This window comes from Janthinobacterium sp. GW460-12-1-14-LB5 (assembly GCF_059423585.1).
The window spans coordinates 95,617-110,379 of the sequence record NZ_JBWKYD010000010.1; the positions used below are offsets into that span (position 1 = coordinate 95,617).

At 67.7% G+C, this 14,763-nt stretch carries 12 protein-coding genes; 2 read left to right on the plus strand and 10 right to left on the minus strand.

Going from position 1 to position 14,763, the window contains the following annotated elements; genetic code table 11:
* Positions 1 to 45 precede the first annotated feature (45 nt).
* The 8 genes from AC07X6_RS12380 to AC07X6_RS12415 all read right to left on the minus strand — a co-directional run bounded on the left by AC07X6_RS12380 (position 46) and on the right by AC07X6_RS12415 (position 7,633).
* Positions 46 to 1,014, minus strand: coding sequence for a FecR domain-containing protein (locus AC07X6_RS12380; protein ID WP_494791146.1), 969 nt, complete (start codon positions 1,012 to 1,014; stop codon positions 46 to 48).
* On the minus strand, positions 1,014 to 1,532 hold the full coding sequence (locus AC07X6_RS12385; RefSeq protein ID WP_494791147.1) for a sigma-70 family RNA polymerase sigma factor: 519 nt from the start codon (positions 1,530 to 1,532) through the stop codon (positions 1,014 to 1,016). Before AC07X6_RS12385 ends, AC07X6_RS12380 begins: the two co-directional genes overlap by 1 nt.
* A gap of 109 nt (positions 1,533 to 1,641) precedes the next feature.
* On the minus strand, positions 1,642 to 2,241 hold the full coding sequence (locus tag AC07X6_RS12390; RefSeq protein WP_494791148.1) for a metal-dependent hydrolase: 600 nt from the start codon (positions 2,239 to 2,241) through the stop codon (positions 1,642 to 1,644).
* A 398-nt stretch (positions 2,242 to 2,639) separates the two neighbouring features.
* On the minus strand, positions 2,640 to 4,244 hold the full coding sequence (locus AC07X6_RS12395) for an FHA domain-containing protein (protein WP_494791149.1): 1,605 nt from the start codon (positions 4,242 to 4,244) through the stop codon (positions 2,640 to 2,642).
* A 215-nt stretch (positions 4,245 to 4,459) separates the two neighbouring features.
* Positions 4,460 to 5,311 (minus strand): class I SAM-dependent methyltransferase, encoded by an 852-nt coding sequence (locus AC07X6_RS12400; RefSeq protein ID WP_494791150.1) that lies wholly within the window; start codon positions 5,309 to 5,311, stop codon positions 4,460 to 4,462.
* A 130-nt stretch (positions 5,312 to 5,441) separates the two neighbouring features.
* On the minus strand, positions 5,442 to 6,392 hold the full coding sequence (locus AC07X6_RS12405) for a PP2C family protein-serine/threonine phosphatase (RefSeq protein ID WP_494791151.1): 951 nt from the start codon (positions 6,390 to 6,392) through the stop codon (positions 5,442 to 5,444).
* Positions 6,393 to 6,535: 143 nt separating this feature from the next.
* Positions 6,536 to 6,982 carry a glycine zipper 2TM domain-containing protein gene (locus AC07X6_RS12410; RefSeq protein ID WP_034751896.1) on the minus strand — a complete coding sequence of 149 codons (447 nt, stop codon included), beginning with the start codon at positions 6,980 to 6,982 and terminating at the stop codon, positions 6,536 to 6,538.
* A 120-nt stretch (positions 6,983 to 7,102) separates the two neighbouring features.
* Complete coding sequence (locus AC07X6_RS12415; protein ID WP_494791152.1) at positions 7,103 to 7,633, minus strand: GNAT family N-acetyltransferase; 531 nt, start codon at positions 7,631 to 7,633, stop codon at positions 7,103 to 7,105.
* Between the two features lie 174 nt (positions 7,634 to 7,807).
* Here AC07X6_RS12415 and AC07X6_RS12420 point away from each other — a divergent pair, with 174 nt between their 5' ends.
* On the plus strand, positions 7,808 to 9,256 hold the full coding sequence (locus AC07X6_RS12420; RefSeq protein ID WP_494791153.1) for a M20/M25/M40 family metallo-hydrolase: 1,449 nt from the start codon (positions 7,808 to 7,810) through the stop codon (positions 9,254 to 9,256).
* A gap of 6 nt (positions 9,257 to 9,262) precedes the next feature.
* Positions 9,263 to 10,168: a LysR family transcriptional regulator gene (locus tag AC07X6_RS12425; RefSeq protein ID WP_494791154.1), complete on the plus strand. Its 906-nt coding sequence runs from the start codon at positions 9,263 to 9,265 to the stop codon at positions 10,166 to 10,168.
* On the opposite strand, the gene AC07X6_RS12430 is transcribed toward AC07X6_RS12425, so the two are convergent.
* Together AC07X6_RS12430 and AC07X6_RS12435 are read right to left on the minus strand one after the other, a co-directional pair.
* Positions 10,155 to 11,618: an efflux transporter outer membrane subunit gene (locus AC07X6_RS12430; RefSeq protein ID WP_494791155.1), complete on the minus strand. Its 1,464-nt coding sequence runs from the start codon at positions 11,616 to 11,618 to the stop codon at positions 10,155 to 10,157. The genes AC07X6_RS12425 and AC07X6_RS12430 overlap by 14 nt on opposite strands.
* Positions 11,615 to 14,755 (minus strand): efflux RND transporter permease subunit, encoded by a 3,141-nt coding sequence (locus tag AC07X6_RS12435; protein ID WP_494791156.1) that lies wholly within the window; start codon positions 14,753 to 14,755, stop codon positions 11,615 to 11,617. The genes AC07X6_RS12430 and AC07X6_RS12435 overlap by 4 nt, the downstream gene beginning before the upstream one ends.
* Positions 14,756 to 14,763: the final 8 nt, after the last annotated feature.

Sequence of the window (14,763 nt, forward strand, 5' to 3'; positions counted from 1 at the left end):
AGCCGGGCAAAACACCAACCCCTGGCGCAAAAAAACTGAAAATAGTTACGTTGAACGGGCCGCCACCGTGGCCCAGTAGCGCGTGAAGTACGTCACTTGCAGCCCGTGCGAGGCGCACAGGCTTTCCAGCACGGCGTCGATATCGTCGAGCCGGTAAGTGCCCGTGACGGGGCGCCGCGCCACGCCGGCGTCGCAGACGAGACGACCGCGCCGGTAGCGCGCCAGTTCCTGCACCAGCTGTTGCAGTGGCCAGTCGGCCGCCACCAGCATGCCGCGCAGCCAGCTGTCCTGGTGCGCTTGCGTGGCCTGCACACTATCCGCGCCAGTGGCGCTGAAACGCAGCTGCTGTCCCGCTTCCAGGCGCCGCACGGCGTCCGGGCGCGCCGCGCAGCGCACTTCCACGGCGTGCTCGAAGACGCTGACGGTGCTGTCATCGCCGTCGCAGCGTATGCCGAAGCGCGTGCCCAGCGCGCGGATCACGCCGTGCGGCGTATCGACGAGGAAGGGGCGCGCATCGGGCGCCGTCGTGATCATGATTTCGCCATGGTGCAGGCGGATACGGCGCTGCGTGGCGCTGTAAGCGACATCCAGGGCGCTATCCGTATTGACTTCCAGGCGCCCGCCATCGGCCAGCGCCACATGGCGGCGCTGGCCCGGCGCCGTGCGCAAGGACGCCGTCAATGCCTGCCAGGGGGCGGACTGCAAGCCCGCCTGGCCCAGCGCGATGCCGCCGCCGGCCGCGACCAGCACGGCGAGTATCCTGGCGGCCGCGCGCCGGCGCTGCTGCGCCGCCTGCAGGGCCGGAATCGCCAGCGCTGCCGGTATCGCGCCCAGCTGGCCGTCCATGCGCTGCAGCAGCTCCCAGGCCCGTTCATGCTCGGCGCTGGCGTCGCGCCATGCCTGCAGGGCGGCCGGGTCGGCGCTGCCGCACTGGCGCTCCACATGCCAGTGGGCGGCAGCGGCCAGCACCTTGCGGGGGATGGTTGACGCAGCGGAGGCGGATGAGGCGAACATCAGGCGGCCGCCAGCATCAGACATTCCGTGTAGGCGCGCACCAGGTGCTTTTTCACGGTCGGCAGGGAGACGCCGAGGCGCCGGCTGATGTCCACGTAACTCAGTTCTTCGATTTGCGCCAGCAGGAAGATGGTCCGCGTGCGCGCGCCCAGGCGGTCGAGCAGGCGGTCGACGGCGAGCAGGGTTTCGATGATGATGGCATGCGTTTCGGCGCACATCGATGTTGGTTCTGCCTGCAGCGCCAGCGCTTCCAGGTAGGCCTGCTCCAGCGCCTGGCGCCGGTAGCGGTCGATCAGCAAGCCGCGCGCGATGGTCGCCAGGTAGCCGCGCGGCTCGCGCAGGGGCGCCAGCGGTGTCACCTCGCGCTTGCCCAGCAGGCGCAAGAACGTGTCCTGCGCCAGGTCGGCCGCCTCGGCGCGGTTGCCCAGCTTGCCGCGCAGCCAGCCATACAGCCAGCCGTGGTGCTCGCTGTACAGGGTCTTCAGGTGGATGGCATCGACGGTACTGACGGTACTCACTGCGTTCTCCAGGCAAAGGAAGAGCTGGGCTGACGGAACGCGGGGTGCCGGCTGGCTGGGCTGTTTGAGAATGATACTCATTATCACATTGCCATGCGGGCGGCGTCAATTACTGTCCGCCGCCCAGGCGCCAGCGCTCCTGCCAGTGTTGCAGATCCGCCCAGGCTTGCTGCAGGGCCGTGGCGGACCAGTGCAGCAGGCTGTCCAGCGCCAGCACGCTGCGCTGCCAGTGGATGCCGTCGAAAAACACGTGGTCGGCCACGATGGTGGCGGCCAGCCAGGCGGCGATGATGACGATGATGTCGTGGCGGCCGCTTTTCCACCAGCGCAGCGAGTGGCGGCGAAAGATCCACGGCACGCCCAGGGGATTGGGCCAGTCTGCCAGCAGATGCATGATGCCGCCCGCGGCAAAGCCGAACAGGGGCGGCGCCCAGACATGATGCGGCAATTGCAGGTAGGTGTAGACGAGCAGGGCGATCCAGGCCAGGCCCCAGTGCGTCCACGTACGGTGCGTGATCCACAGCCGGTGCGTGCGCGCCCACCAGGCCACTTCCAGCCAGTCCGGCGCCGTGCCGCCAAGTGCCCCCATGACAAAGGCGAGCATGCTCAGCACTTGATAGGGGCCACCGGCGCCAGCGTGCGCGACCAGGGCCGCGGCGATCACGCCGGCAGCCCAACCGGTCGCATGATGCGCTTTGTTGGAAGCCATAGGAAATGTAAAACGCCCTCTGGGCGCTTTGTGAAATGTCATGGATATTAACTGGATGAATATACAGTACGCAAGGGCGTCGCTGTGGGCTATTTGCGGAATATCTGTCGATAATTTGTTAAATTATGTTTCGGGATGGACGTGATGGCGAACTCGGCGCCTGATGCCGGCCGGCCAAGTGTGTTGTGCGGCTGATAATGTATTTGGCGCAGGACGCGCTATGCTGAAAGCAGACTTACGTTTTAAGAGGTGTCGCCATGAAAATCCCGCGCGAATTGCAGATTCCGGCCATCGTGTTTACGCTGGAAGCGGTGTTTATTCTGGGCCTGTCGATGATTTTTCTCGTACTGATACCACGCTAGTACCGTGCGGATAACTGCAGATTTACAACAGTGTTCTTATGCAGTTTGCATGGTGCTATCGCACAGCGCCGCGCCTTCGGTACGGATGATCCAGCATTCCGGATACGGTTCGCTGGCGAAGCGGTTATGCCGCGCGAAGCCGCTCAGTTTATCGAGCGCGGTGGCGGGGGCCAGCGCGGTTTCCTTGCCGCTGGCCGTGTCCAGGTGCCAGAATCCGCCATTGCGGTGGAACAGCACGGGAAGGCAGCCGGCTTGCGGCGTGGCCAGGTGGCTGGACGGAGTGGGCTGGGTGTCGGGCAGCAGCAGGTAAAAACACTCGGCGCGGGCGCCGTGGTCGAGGCGGTGCAGGATCACGCCGTGCGCGAGCAGGGCCGTGACGCTGAGCACGACGATGCCCTTGATGCTGGCGGACAATTCAATGCGCATGCCCAGGCGCAGGGCGACGGGCTTGTGCTTGCCGGGCCACACGCCGTCGAGCAGCATGCCGTAGCGCGATACATCCTCGATTTCAAAGCCTTGCTGGCCGCGCCGGATGAGGGCGTGGCGGCCCGACAGGCGGCGCGTCAAGCCATTGTTGTCCTGGCCGTCGGGGCTGAAATGGCTGAGCAGCACATCGGCTTCCGGGTCCACCAGCTCGAAACGCCCCAGCATGCATTCTTCCAGCGCGAACAGGCGGATCTGGCGCTGTTCGCCCGCTTCCGGCGCCGCATTGACGAGGCAAGCGGCCTGGCTCGGGTGCGGGTGGCAGTGGCTGGCGGCGGGCAGGTCGACTTCGATCAGCTCTTCGTCCCAGGCGATGGTGGTAAAACCCATGTCGATCTTGCCTTGCGGGGAAGATAAATCCACGTGGGCGATGCCGGCATTGCGCGCGGTGACGTCGAGGTTGCAGCCATCGCCGCCCGTCACGCGGGCGATCGAGGCATCGTCGGCCATCACGCGCACGTTCTTGTGCGTGCTGAGGAAGATCTGGTGGATTTCCGTCAGGGTGGCGTCGCGGCGCGGCACGAGGATGACGAAGGTGCATACCCATTTCTGCGCCACGGCGCCATCGACTTGGCTATGTACTTCCACCTCGATCTGGTATTGCCCGTGTTCCTTGTTGCGTGAGGAAAACTCGACAAACACGGGACGCCAGTCGCCGCGCGTGGCGCGCACGAAATCATGCTGGACAAAGCCACGGGGGATCAGGTCCGAGCGCAGGCGCAAGGTCAGCTGCGGCGCGCAGGTGGCGCTCATGCCGCGCAACTCCATTTTCAGGGTTTGCCGTCCGCCTGCCGCGCGGGGATCGAAGCCGCTGATGTGCAGGTGGGCATGAATCGGCTGGTAGGCCGGCGCAGTGGCCGGCTGTGCGGCGGGCACTGGGGTAAATGCCGGCAGGCCGGCGGGGGCCGAGGCTGGCGCAGGGCTGGTCACCGCTTGAGCGGCATCGCGTATCACCGCATCGCGCAGCCCGGCATCATGCGCACGGGCGTGCGGAAGCGCCGTTGCCGATGGCTCGGAACGGGCGCTGCGCAGTGCGGTCAACAGGTCGTAGCTGCTGGGATCAGTCGCCGCTTGCAGGTGGTTGCCCGCGCAGACTGTTTCCCCAGGCAAGACCCAGAACGTACAGTGCGGGTGCTCCGGGTTGCTGCATTTTTTCATGACATTCTGACTCGAATCGAGCGGGGACGTTTTGCCCTCTGTTATACATGAGAGCTTACGCGCTTTTGCGCCTGCTTGGCAACTTTCGCCGCACCGGAATGCGCTCTTTTTGTCCAAATTCATCCCCTTGGTCACACCTTGCCATGCATGCCATGGAAACTATTGCTCAAAAACACATTTTATATCTTTCTGGATATGTTGTTTTGGCATGTATTTCACCCGCGCCGTTTGTCGATGATGACTTCCAGATACTCGCCCGGCACCACCAGCGAGTGGGCGCCTGCCGTATTCAGCCGTTCGAGCAGGGCGAACAGTTCCTGCTCCAGCGCCTCGGCGCCAGCCGTGTCGAGCGCGGCAAAGGCCTTGTGGACGGGGCCGTAATAATCGCGGAAGACCTGCACCCAGTGGTGAGCGGAGGCATAGCGGAAATTGAAGACCTTGCGCTGGCTGTGCACTTGCTCGGCCGCGTGGCCGAACAGGTCGCGCACATACGCTTCTTCGCCCCAGCGGGCCGGCGACACCACGCCTGCCGGGGGCGGCACATACTTGCCGATGGTCTTGAACAGCTGTCCGATAAAGCCGTCCGGCGTCCAGTTGGCCATGCCGATGCGCCCGCCAGGACGCAGCACGCGCAGCATTTCGCCGGCCGCGCGCCGGTGGTCGGGCGTAAACATGGCGCCAAAGGTCGACAAGGCCGCGTCGAAACTGGCATCGGCGAAGGGCAGGGCTTCCGCGTCGGCCACGCGGAAGGTCACGGCCAGCCCTTCCGCCTCGGCGCGCGCGCGGCCCTTGTCCAGCAGCGCCGGCACATAATCGGTGGAGACGACGCGGGCAAAGCGGCGCGCCGCCGCCAGGGTGGCGTTGCCGTTGCCGGCGGCGATGTCGATGACGTCTTCGTTGGCGCGGATGTCGGCCGCTTCGGCCAGCGATTCGCCGACCGGCTGCAGGGTCACGCCGATGACGGCGAAGTCGCCGCTGGCCCAGCCTGCTTGCTGGCGCTGCTTGATGGCGGCGTAGTCGGGCGCGCCGGCTGCGCCGGCCTGCGGTGTAGCGGTGTTGTTGCTCATGGCATGCTCCTGGTGACGTTGGGAGAGATTCTTCCGTCAGACCGCGCGCCACGGCCATGGTTCACGGGCATGCGCCATTTATGCGGCCCGTTGCGATTCGCGTCACGATGCCGCCTTGCGCGGCTGGCCGCTAGCCGCCCGGGACGGTGAATGCCGCATCGAAGCGCAGCGCCAGCACGGTAATGTTGTCGCTATGCAAGCCTTTGGGCGGATGCGAGAGGAAATCGTCGAACAGGGCGCTGACGGCCTGTGCCGCGGTCTTGCCGGCACACAAGGCGGGCCAGCGGGCCGTGAGAGCCAGCGGATCGTCGCAGGCCCAGAAACCGTCGCTGGCCAGCAGATAGTGGGCGCCGGGGCGCACGCGCAGCACGCGGCGGTCGCCCAGGTGGGCCAGGAACGGCGGCAAGGCGGCCGCATCGAGGCCGCGCAGCGGCTTGTCGAGCTGCAAGCTGTCGCTGATGGCGTTGCCTAAAATAAAGGCCTGCGAGATTTGCGGATGGTGTTCGCCGTGCACGGCGGCGCGCCAGCGCGTCTCGTCGAGGGCGCCGCGCATGGCGTACACGGTGGCCGGCACATGGTCGACGGTGAGGATGCTGGCCTTCCCGTCGGCAATTTCATACAGGCGCGAGTCGCCCACGTGATACAGCAGCGGGGCTTCGCCGGGCGGCACTTCCAGCAAGGTCAGGGTGGTGCCGGGCGGGCGCGCCTGGGCGGGCGCCGTCCTGGCGAAGGTGTCCTGCAGCCGCGTGTGCAACTCGTCGAGCCTGGCTGCCAGGCTGGCCGTATCGAGGCAGGCGGGTACGGCCAGCAAGCCTTGCACGGCCGCTTCCGCCGCTTCACGCCCCAGGCCGTGGCCGCCCATGCCGTCGAGCACGGCGGCGCGCACGTGGCCGCGCGGCCAGCCCGGCACCTGGCAATGAAACGGCGCCTGGCGCGACAGGCAGACGGCATGGCCGCTGGCATCGATCAGCAGGAAGTTGTCCTGGTTTTCGCGCCGTGGCAGGGGGCCGGCGCCCACGCTGGTGCCGGCGGCGGCATCGAGCCAGGGGCCGAAGTCAAGCGCGTCTTTGATTAAATGCATCGGTCGGTGCGGTCCAGGCGGGCGCAATGTTGATCATAGGACACAGCTTAGCCGATATTGTGCGGTGGCGATACCTTGCCTATCCTGCAAAAAAAACCTGCGGCAGCAGGCTGGCGCAGGTTTTGGCGGATGGTGGGTGCCGATCAGCGACGATGGCCCCAGCCATGCCCGTGGCCGTGGCCGCGGTCATAGTAGTCGCGGCGGCCATGGTCGCGGTAGTAGCCGCGGCCCGGTTGCACGTAGACGACGGCCGGCGGGCCGTAGTAGCGCGGAGGCGGCGCGTAATACACGGGCTGCGGGGCCGGGGCGTAGTACACCGGTTGCGGCGCAGGCGCGTAATAGGTTTCGCGGTAGCCGCCGCGATAGCCGCCACGGTCGTAATAGCGGTCATTCGTGCTGATGCTGTTGCCGACGGCGGCGCCCAGCACGCCACCGACGATCGCGCCATTGCGTCCGCCGGTGCTGTTGCCAATGGCCGCCCCGACAACGGCGCCTGCAACGGTATTGAAGTCGCGGTCACCGGCGACTGCGGCCGAAGACACAGCCACTGCCGCTACCATTACCGCACCCAGGAGTTTCTTGTTCAACATGGCATTTCCTTCCATTCCGGCGAGATCACAATGATCTGCATGCACTGGACTATATCTGCTGCCGCAAGCTTGTTCCACGTCTAATACAACTTATTACAATCGGGGCGGAGCGGTAACAAGTCAGCGCAGGCGCGCCTGCCATTCGGGCCGCAGCAGGCTGTACATTTTGACATCGCGCATCACGCCGTTGATAAAGAAGGCCTGGCGCATCAAGCCCTCCTGGGTAAAGCCGTTCTTTTGCGCGATGCGCTCGGAGCCGATGTTCAGCGGGTCCATCAGCAGCTCCAGCCGGTGATACGGATAGGCGCTGAACAGATAGTCGACCACCAGGCGCGTCGCTTCGCTGATGTAGCCCTGCCCATCCCGCTGCCGGTCGAACAGGCGGTAGCCGATCTCGCGCGAGGCGGGCGTGCGGCTCTTGAAATGCGTGATCGTGCCGATGATGTGCTGGGCCTTGTCTTCGATGAGGAACAATTCGCTGTCCTCGGTGACGAAGCCCGATTGCAGGAAGTCGCGCCGCATGGCCTCGGGCGATTTGAACTGCATCGAGAAAAACTCGCCGCGCGAGGGCAGGTCGTTGACGAGGGAAATATAGGTATTCAGGTCGGCGGCCTGCAAATGCCGGACGGTACAGAGTGTTCCCTTGAGCATGGCGGTATCCGGTAGCGATCACGATCCTGATGGTAATCGACTCTGGGGGAAAGAAGCAATCGCTCCCGCAAAAGTTGCTGCAATGACAGAATAAATACGCTATCGTAGAAAGCCGCGCCTTGCCCCTGGCCACGGCGTACCCGCTTCGACCTTGTTGACTGGAATTGACATTACATGCATACCATCCTGACTGGCGCGCCACTGCGCCGTTCCGTTTTATCCATCGCCCTGGGCTGCATCGTCAGCGCCGGCGCCTTTGCCGCCGCGCCAGGCAATACGCCGCAAGCGCTGGCGCAGGTGCGCGACACGGCGCTGCACAGCGACTGGGCCTACGCCCGCCTGGCCGACATGACGGACCTGATCGGTCCGCGCCTGTCCGGTTCCGCCGGCGCGGCCGCCGCCGTGCGGCAGGTGGCCGACACCATGCGCCAGCTGGGCGCCACCGTTACCTTGCAGCCCGTGAAAGTGCCGCACTGGGTGCGCGGCGTGGAAACGGCGGAAATCGTCGATTATGCGGGCCGTCCGCAGGGCGTGTCGCAGCGCGTGGTGCTGACCGCCCTGGGCGGTTCGGGCGCCACGCCGGCCGCCGGCCTGACGGCACCCTTGATCATCGTCAGGAGCCTGGACGAACTCAAGGCGCGCGCGCCGGAAGTGAAGGGCGCCATTGTGCTGATCGACACGCCGTTCGACCAGGAAATGGCCGAGCGGGGCTTGGCCGGCGTGACTTACGGCCAGGGGTCGCGCGCGCGCTTCCTCGGCCCGAAGGCAGCGGCGGACCTGGGCGCGGCCGCCGCGCTGGTGCGCTCGGTCGGCGGCGCCGATTTCCGCATCCCGCACGCGGGCGCCACGGGTCTCGACGACAACAAGCGCATTCCGGCTGCCGCCGTCACCGTGGAAGACGCCTTGCTGATCGGCCGCCTGGCCGCGCGCGGCGCGCTGAAAATGCACCTGACCCTGACGCCGCAAAACCTGCCGGAAGCGGACAGCTACAACGTCATCGCCGACTGGCCGGCCACGGACAAGGCGGACGAAGTGGTGGTGGTCTCGGGCCACCTCGATTCGTGGGACCTGGCGACGGGCGCGCACGACGATGGCGCCGGCGTGGTGGCGGCCATGGGCGTGGTGGAAACCCTGAAAAAGCTCGACTACCGCCCGCGCCGCACCATCCGCGTGATCGCCTGGATGAACGAGGAAAACGGCGGGCGTGGCGGCCAGGCGTATTTCGAGGCCCACAAGCAGGCGCTCGGCAAACAATATGCGGCCATCGAGATGGACAGCGGCGCCGGCCGCCCGTTCGGCATCCTCGCCAGCGTGGGACCGAAGTCGGAAAAACTGTTCGCGCCGCTGCGCGCGGCCCTGTTGCCGATGGGCGCGCACGCCTTCACGCGCCGCGACGCGCTGGGCACGGGCGACCTGCACCGTCTGGAAACGGGCGGCGTGCCCAGTTTCGAGCCGCTGGTCGACAGCCACAGCTATTTCCACTACCACCATACGCCGGCCGATACCCTGGACAAGGTCGATCCGGATAACCTCAAGCGCAACGTGGCGCTGATGTCGTCGCTGGCCTGGTTCCTGGCCAATATCGACGGCGAAATCGGCCGCGCGCCGGAGCAGGGCGAGTAAGCGCCAATGTCGCTACCCGATCTGAACCTGTTGATCACCCTCGATGTCCTGCTGGCCGAAGGCAGCGTCACGCGCGCGGCGCGGCGCTTGCGTCTGAGTCCCTCGGCCATGAGCCGCGCCCTGGCGCGCCTGCGCGAGACGACCGGCGATCCGCTGCTGGTGCGCGCCGGGCGTGAACTGGTGCCCACGCCGCGCGCGCTGGAGTTGCGCGAACGGGTGGGCCACCTGGTGGGCGAGGCGCTGGCCGTGCTGGGACCGGCGGAGCAGCTCGATCCGCGCCAGCTGGAACAGACGTTCACGCTGCGTTCGAGCGACGGCTTCGTGGAAAATTTCGGTCCGGCTCTGCTCGCGCATATCGGCGCGCAGGCCCCCGGCGTGCGCCTGCGCTTCGTGCAAAAGGTCGACCGCGAAAGCGTGCAGCTGCGCGAGGGCAGCATCGACCTGGAAACGGGCGTGATCGGCAGTCTGACCAGCCCGGAAGTGCGCACGCGCAGGCTGTTCGGCGACCGTTTCGTCGGCGTGGTGCGCAGCGGCCATGCGCTGGCGCAAGGCGACATCAGCGCCGAGCGCTATGCGGCCGGCCGGCACGTGCTGGTGGCGCGGCGCGACCAGGATACGGGACCGATGGATGACGCGCTGGCCGCGCTGGGATTGCAGCGCACGATCGCCAGCATCGTCGGCGGCTTCACGGCGGCGCTGGCGCTGGCCGCCGGCTCCGACCTGATCGCCACCGTGCCGGAACGGCATACGGGCAATCTGCGCGCCGGCATGTTCAGTTTTGCGCTGCCGCTAGGCATGCCCGACCTGACCGTATCGCTGATGTGGCATCCGCGCATGGATGCCGACCCCGCCCACCGCTGGCTGCGCGGCTGCGTGGTCGACGCCTGCGCGGCCCGGATCAGCGCCGGCTGATGGCGCCGGCAGCGGCCTGCTGCACGGGCCCGTCGAAGCCGCCGGCCATGGCCGTGTAGCCGCGCGCCGTGGCGATGGCCACGTCGCGGTGCGCCGTCACCAGCTGCTCCTGCGCGGCCAGCGCAATGCGTTCCGCTTCGAGCACGCCCAGCAGGCTTTCCGCGCCTTCCTGGTAGCGCACACGCGCCAGGCGCGCGCTTTCCTGCGCCAGCTGGTGCGCCAGGCGCAGCTGCGCATGGCGGCTGCGCAATTGCACCCATTGCGCGATGGCGCTGTCGGCTTCTTCCAACGCCAGCGCCAGCGCCTTGTCGAAGCCGGCCTGCGCGGCCTGCACCTCGGCGCCAGCCGCGCTTGCGCGGGCGCGGCGCGTGCCGCCGTCGAACAGCGGCAGGGAAAACGCGGCGCCCGCCTGCCAGCGCGCCGCATCGCCGCCATTCCAGTCGCCGGCCACGCCGGAGGCGCCAAACAGCGCGCCCAGGCTGATGCGCGGGAAGCGCTCGGCGATGGCAGCACCTTCGCGCGCGCTGGCCGCCGCCAGCGCGCGTTCGGCCGCGCGCACGTCGGGCCGGCGCAGCAGCAGGTGGGCCGGCTCGTCCGTCAGCAAGGATTGCGGCAGCGCCAGCGGCATCGGCTGGTCGAGCGCCGCCAGTTCCGGCGCATCGAGACGCTGTCCGGTGAGCGTCGCCAGCCGGTTGCGCGCCACGCGTTCTTCGGCGTTCAGGCTGGGCAGGCGGGCGCCGGCCAGGCGCATCTGCGCCTCGGCGCGCATGCGCTCGGCCGGCGCGGCGCGGCCCGCGCTTTCGCGCTCGCGCACCAGTTGCAGGGTGCCGGACTGGTTCGACAGCTGCTCCTGCAGGCTGGCGCGCATCTGCTGCGCGCCGCGCAGCACCAGGTAGGCGTCCACCACCTGCGCCAGGATCAGGCGCCGCACGTCGTCGCGCACGGCGGCGCGTTCGTCCGCCGATGCCTCGGCAGCGGCGATGCTGTGGCGCACGCGGCCGAACAGGTCGAGCTCCCAGCTGAAGACGGCGCTCCACTGCACCGGCGAGGCGATGTGCGGCTGGCCGTCGCCGCCCTCGATCGGCGCCAGGCGCGCGCGTCCGGCCTGGGCGTCGAGATCCACCGTCGGCAGGCGGGCGCCGCGCGCGGCCTGCGCGAACGCGCTGGCGCTGGCCAGGCGCGCGGCGGCGATGCGCACGTCGTAGTTGTCTTGCCAGGCGCGCCGCACCAGCTGCGCCAGCCTGGCATCGCCCAGTTCCTGCCACCACAGCGCCGGCGGCGCGCCGGCCTGCAGTTCCGGGCCGCCCGCCGAGGGAAGGACCGGCAGTTGCGCCGGATCGAGCGCCCGCGTCGCCGTGGGCGTGCCGGCGCTGCAGCCGGCCAGGGCCAGCATGGCCGCCGCCAGCAGCGGCGCGGCGCGGCGCGTGTTCAGGGTTGTCATGCGGCTCATGCGGCTTCTCCCAGTGCGACCGTGCGCGTGGCCGGCGCCGCGCGGCGGCGGCTCAGCAAGGTAAAAAACAAGGGTGTAAACAACAGGCCGGACAAGGTCACGCCCAGCATGCCGGCGAAGACGGCCGTGCCCATTGACTGGCGCATTTCCGCGCCCGCACCGGAAGACAGCATCAGCGGTATCGCGCCCAGCAGGAAAGCCAGCGACGTCATCAGGATGGGCCGCAAGCGTGTGCGGGCGGCGCCGATGGCCGCTGCGCGCGCATCGGCGCCGGCCGCCATCGCCTGGCGCGCGAATTCGACGATCAGGATGGCGTTCTTGGCCGCCAGGCCGATCAGCACCACGATGCTGATCTGCGTCAGCACGTTGTTGTCCAGGCCGCGCCACGACACGCCGATCAGCGTGGCCAGCACGCAGCTGGGCACGATCAGCACGACGGACAGGGGCAGCAGCCAGCTTTCAAACAGGGCCGCCAGCAGCAAATACACCAGCAGCACGGCCAGTCCCAGCACCATGCCGGTGCTGGCGCCCGCGTGTTTTTCCTGCAGCGCCAGTTCCGTCCACTCGTAGTCGAAGCCGGCCGGCAGGCGCGCCTTGAGCAGTTCTTCCATCGCGGCGATGGTCTGCCCCGTCGAGTAGCCAGGCCTGGTGCTGCCCTGGATTTCGGCGGCGGGATACAGGTTGTAGCGCGGCACGCGGAACGGCGCCGTGCCTTCGCTGAAGGTGGCCACGCTGCCCAGCGGGACCATGTCGCCGCTGGCGGCGCGCGTCTTGAGCGCGGCCAGGTCGGCCACGCTGCGCCGGTAGGGCGCGTCCGCCTGCGCGGTGACGCGCCAGACCCGGCCCATCAGGTTCATGTCGTTGACGAACACGGGCGCCAGGTAGCTTTGCAGGGTCTCGTTGACGCGCAGCAGCGGCAGGCCCAGGTATTCGGCCTTGGTGCGGTCCAGTTCAACCTTGATCTGCGGGCTCATGGCGTTGAACGGCGTGAAGGCGCCCGTCACCGAGGGCAGCCTGGCCGCTTCCTCGGCGATGCCGCGCGCGGCCGCCTGCAAGGCTTGCGGTCCCAGGCCGCCCGTGTCGCGCAGCATCAGCTTGAAGCCGCCGCCGGTGCCGATGCCGCGCACGGAAGGCGGCGGTATCACCATCACGCGCGCCGCGCTGATGGGCGCCAGCTTGCCGCGCAGGGCGCCCAGCATGGCCGGCCCGTCCAGGCCAGCGCTGGCGCGCGCGCCGAAGTCCTTGAACATGGTGAAGATGACGGCCGTGTTGGGCGCCGACGTAAACGTGGCGCCGTCGGTGCCGACGAAGGCGGCCGTGTGGGCCACGCCGGGGTGGCTCATCAGGCGTGCCGTGGCGTCCTGCACCACTGCGCTGGTGCGCGCCAGGGTCGAGCCGGCCGGCAGCTGGATCGAGACGATGGCATAGCCGCGGTCCAGCTGCGGCACGAAACCGCGCGGCGTGACGTCCAGGCGCCACAGGGTCAGGCCCGCCAGCACGAGGTACACGGGCAGCATCAGCCAGCGCCGCGAAAGGATGCGCCCGGTCAGTTGCACGTAGCCGCCCGTCAGGCGGGAAAAGCCGCGGTTGAAGATGGCCATCCAGCGCGCGCCCAGGCTGTTGGCATTGAGCTGCGGCTTGAGCAGCAGCGCGGCCAGGGCCGGCGACAGCGTCAGCGAGACCAGCGCCGAGATCACGGTGGAGGCGGCGATGGTGACGGCGAACTGGCGGTAGAACATGCCGGAGATGCCATCGATGAAGGCCGTCGGCACGAACACGGCCACCAGCACCAGCGCGATGGCGATCAGCGCGAAACCCACCTCGTTCATGCTGCGCTGCGCCGCGGCGACGGGGCTCATGCCTTCCTCCATGTGGCGCTCGACGTTTTCCACCACGACGATGGCGTCATCGACGACGATGCCGATGGCCAGCACCAGGCCGAACAGCGACAGGGTATTGAGGGTATAGCCCATCGCGGCCAGCACCGTGAAGGTACCGACCAGGGACACGGGAATGGCCAGGATGGGAATGATGGCGGCGCGCCACGAACCGAGGAACAGCAGCATGGCCAGGCACACCAGCAGCGCCGCCTCGAAGATGGTGTCGCGCACCTTGTCGATCGAGGAACGGATGAATTCGGTCGGATTGTAGTAGGTGTGATAGGCGACGTCCTGCGGGAAATCGGCTTCCATCTTGGCCAGCTGCGCCAGCACGCGGTCGCCGGTGGCCAGCGCGTTCGAGCCGGGCAGCAGGCTGATGCTCAGCGCGATGGCCGTGCGGTTGTCGACGAAGCCGCTTTCCGCGTAATCCTGCGCGCCCATCTCGACACGCGCCACGTCGCGCAGGCGCACCACGCCACCGTCGCCATGGGCGGCCACGATGATGGCCTCGAATTCGGCCACGTCGCGCAAGCGGCTTTGCGCCTGTACCTGCACCTGGTAGGCGCCATCGCTGCCGCCGGGCGGCTGGTTCAATACTCCGGCAGCGACCTGCGAGTTGGCTTGCCGTACCGCCGCGATCACTTCCGGCGCGCTCAGGCCCAGCGAGGCGACGCGCGCCGGATCGAGCCAGATGCGCATCGAGAAATCGCGCGCGCCGCGCGTGTAGATGTCGCCGACGCCTTCGATGCGGGCCAGCTGGTCCTTGACGGCGGTGCCGATGAAGTTGGAGATGTACTGCTGGTCGCGCGTGCCTTTCGGCGAATCGAACAGCACCACCATCAGCTGGTCGGGCGAGGCTTTCTTGACGGCCAGACCCAGCCGGCGCACGGCGTCGGGCAGGCGCGCTTCGGCCGCCGCCACGCGGTTCTGCACCAGCGACTGCGCCTGTTCGATGTTGGTGCCCGGCTTGAACACCACGCTGATGGTCAGCTTGCCGTCGCCCACCGATTGCGAGGACATGTAGAGCATGCCGTCGACGCCGTTCATTTCCTGTTCGATCGGCGCGGCGACCGTATCGGCGATTTCCTGCGCCGAGGCGCCAGGATAGCTGGCCTTCACCGTCACCGTGGGCGGCACGATCTCGGGAAATTCCGAGATCGGCAGGCGCATGGCCGACACCGCGCCCACCAGGGTGATGAGGATCGACAGTACGATGGCAAACACGGGACGACGGATGAAAAATTGTGAAAAACGCATGCTTGCTC

Bases quoted from the DNA above. Each gene is read 5' to 3' on its own strand.
- AC07X6_RS12425 (WP_494791154.1), top strand. From the start codon at position 9,263: ATGTCGCTACCCGATCTGAACCTGTTGATCACCCTCGATGTCCTGCTG.
- AC07X6_RS12405 (WP_494791151.1), bottom strand. From the start codon at position 6,392: ATGCATTTAATCAAAGACGCGCTTGACTTCGGCCCCTGGCTCGATGCC.
- AC07X6_RS12400 (WP_494791150.1), bottom strand. From the start codon at position 5,311: ATGAGCAACAACACCGCTACACCGCAGGCCGGCGCAGCCGGCGCGCCC.
- AC07X6_RS12430 (WP_494791155.1), bottom strand. From the start codon at position 11,618: ATGAGCCGCATGACAACCCTGAACACGCGCCGCGCCGCGCCGCTGCTG.
- AC07X6_RS12410 (WP_034751896.1), bottom strand. From the start codon at position 6,982: ATGTTGAACAAGAAACTCCTGGGTGCGGTAATGGTAGCGGCAGTGGCT.
- AC07X6_RS12395 (WP_494791149.1), bottom strand. From the start codon at position 4,244: ATGAAAAAATGCAGCAACCCGGAGCACCCGCACTGTACGTTCTGGGTC.
- AC07X6_RS12415 (WP_494791152.1), bottom strand. From the start codon at position 7,633: ATGCTCAAGGGAACACTCTGTACCGTCCGGCATTTGCAGGCCGCCGAC.
- AC07X6_RS12435 (WP_494791156.1), bottom strand. From the start codon at position 14,755: ATGCGTTTTTCACAATTTTTCATCCGTCGTCCCGTGTTTGCCATCGTA.
- AC07X6_RS12390 (WP_494791148.1), bottom strand. From the start codon at position 2,241: ATGGCTTCCAACAAAGCGCATCATGCGACCGGTTGGGCTGCCGGCGTG.
- AC07X6_RS12380 (WP_494791146.1), bottom strand. From the start codon at position 1,014: ATGTTCGCCTCATCCGCCTCCGCTGCGTCAACCATCCCCCGCAAGGTG.
- AC07X6_RS12420 (WP_494791153.1), top strand. From the start codon at position 7,808: ATGCATACCATCCTGACTGGCGCGCCACTGCGCCGTTCCGTTTTATCC.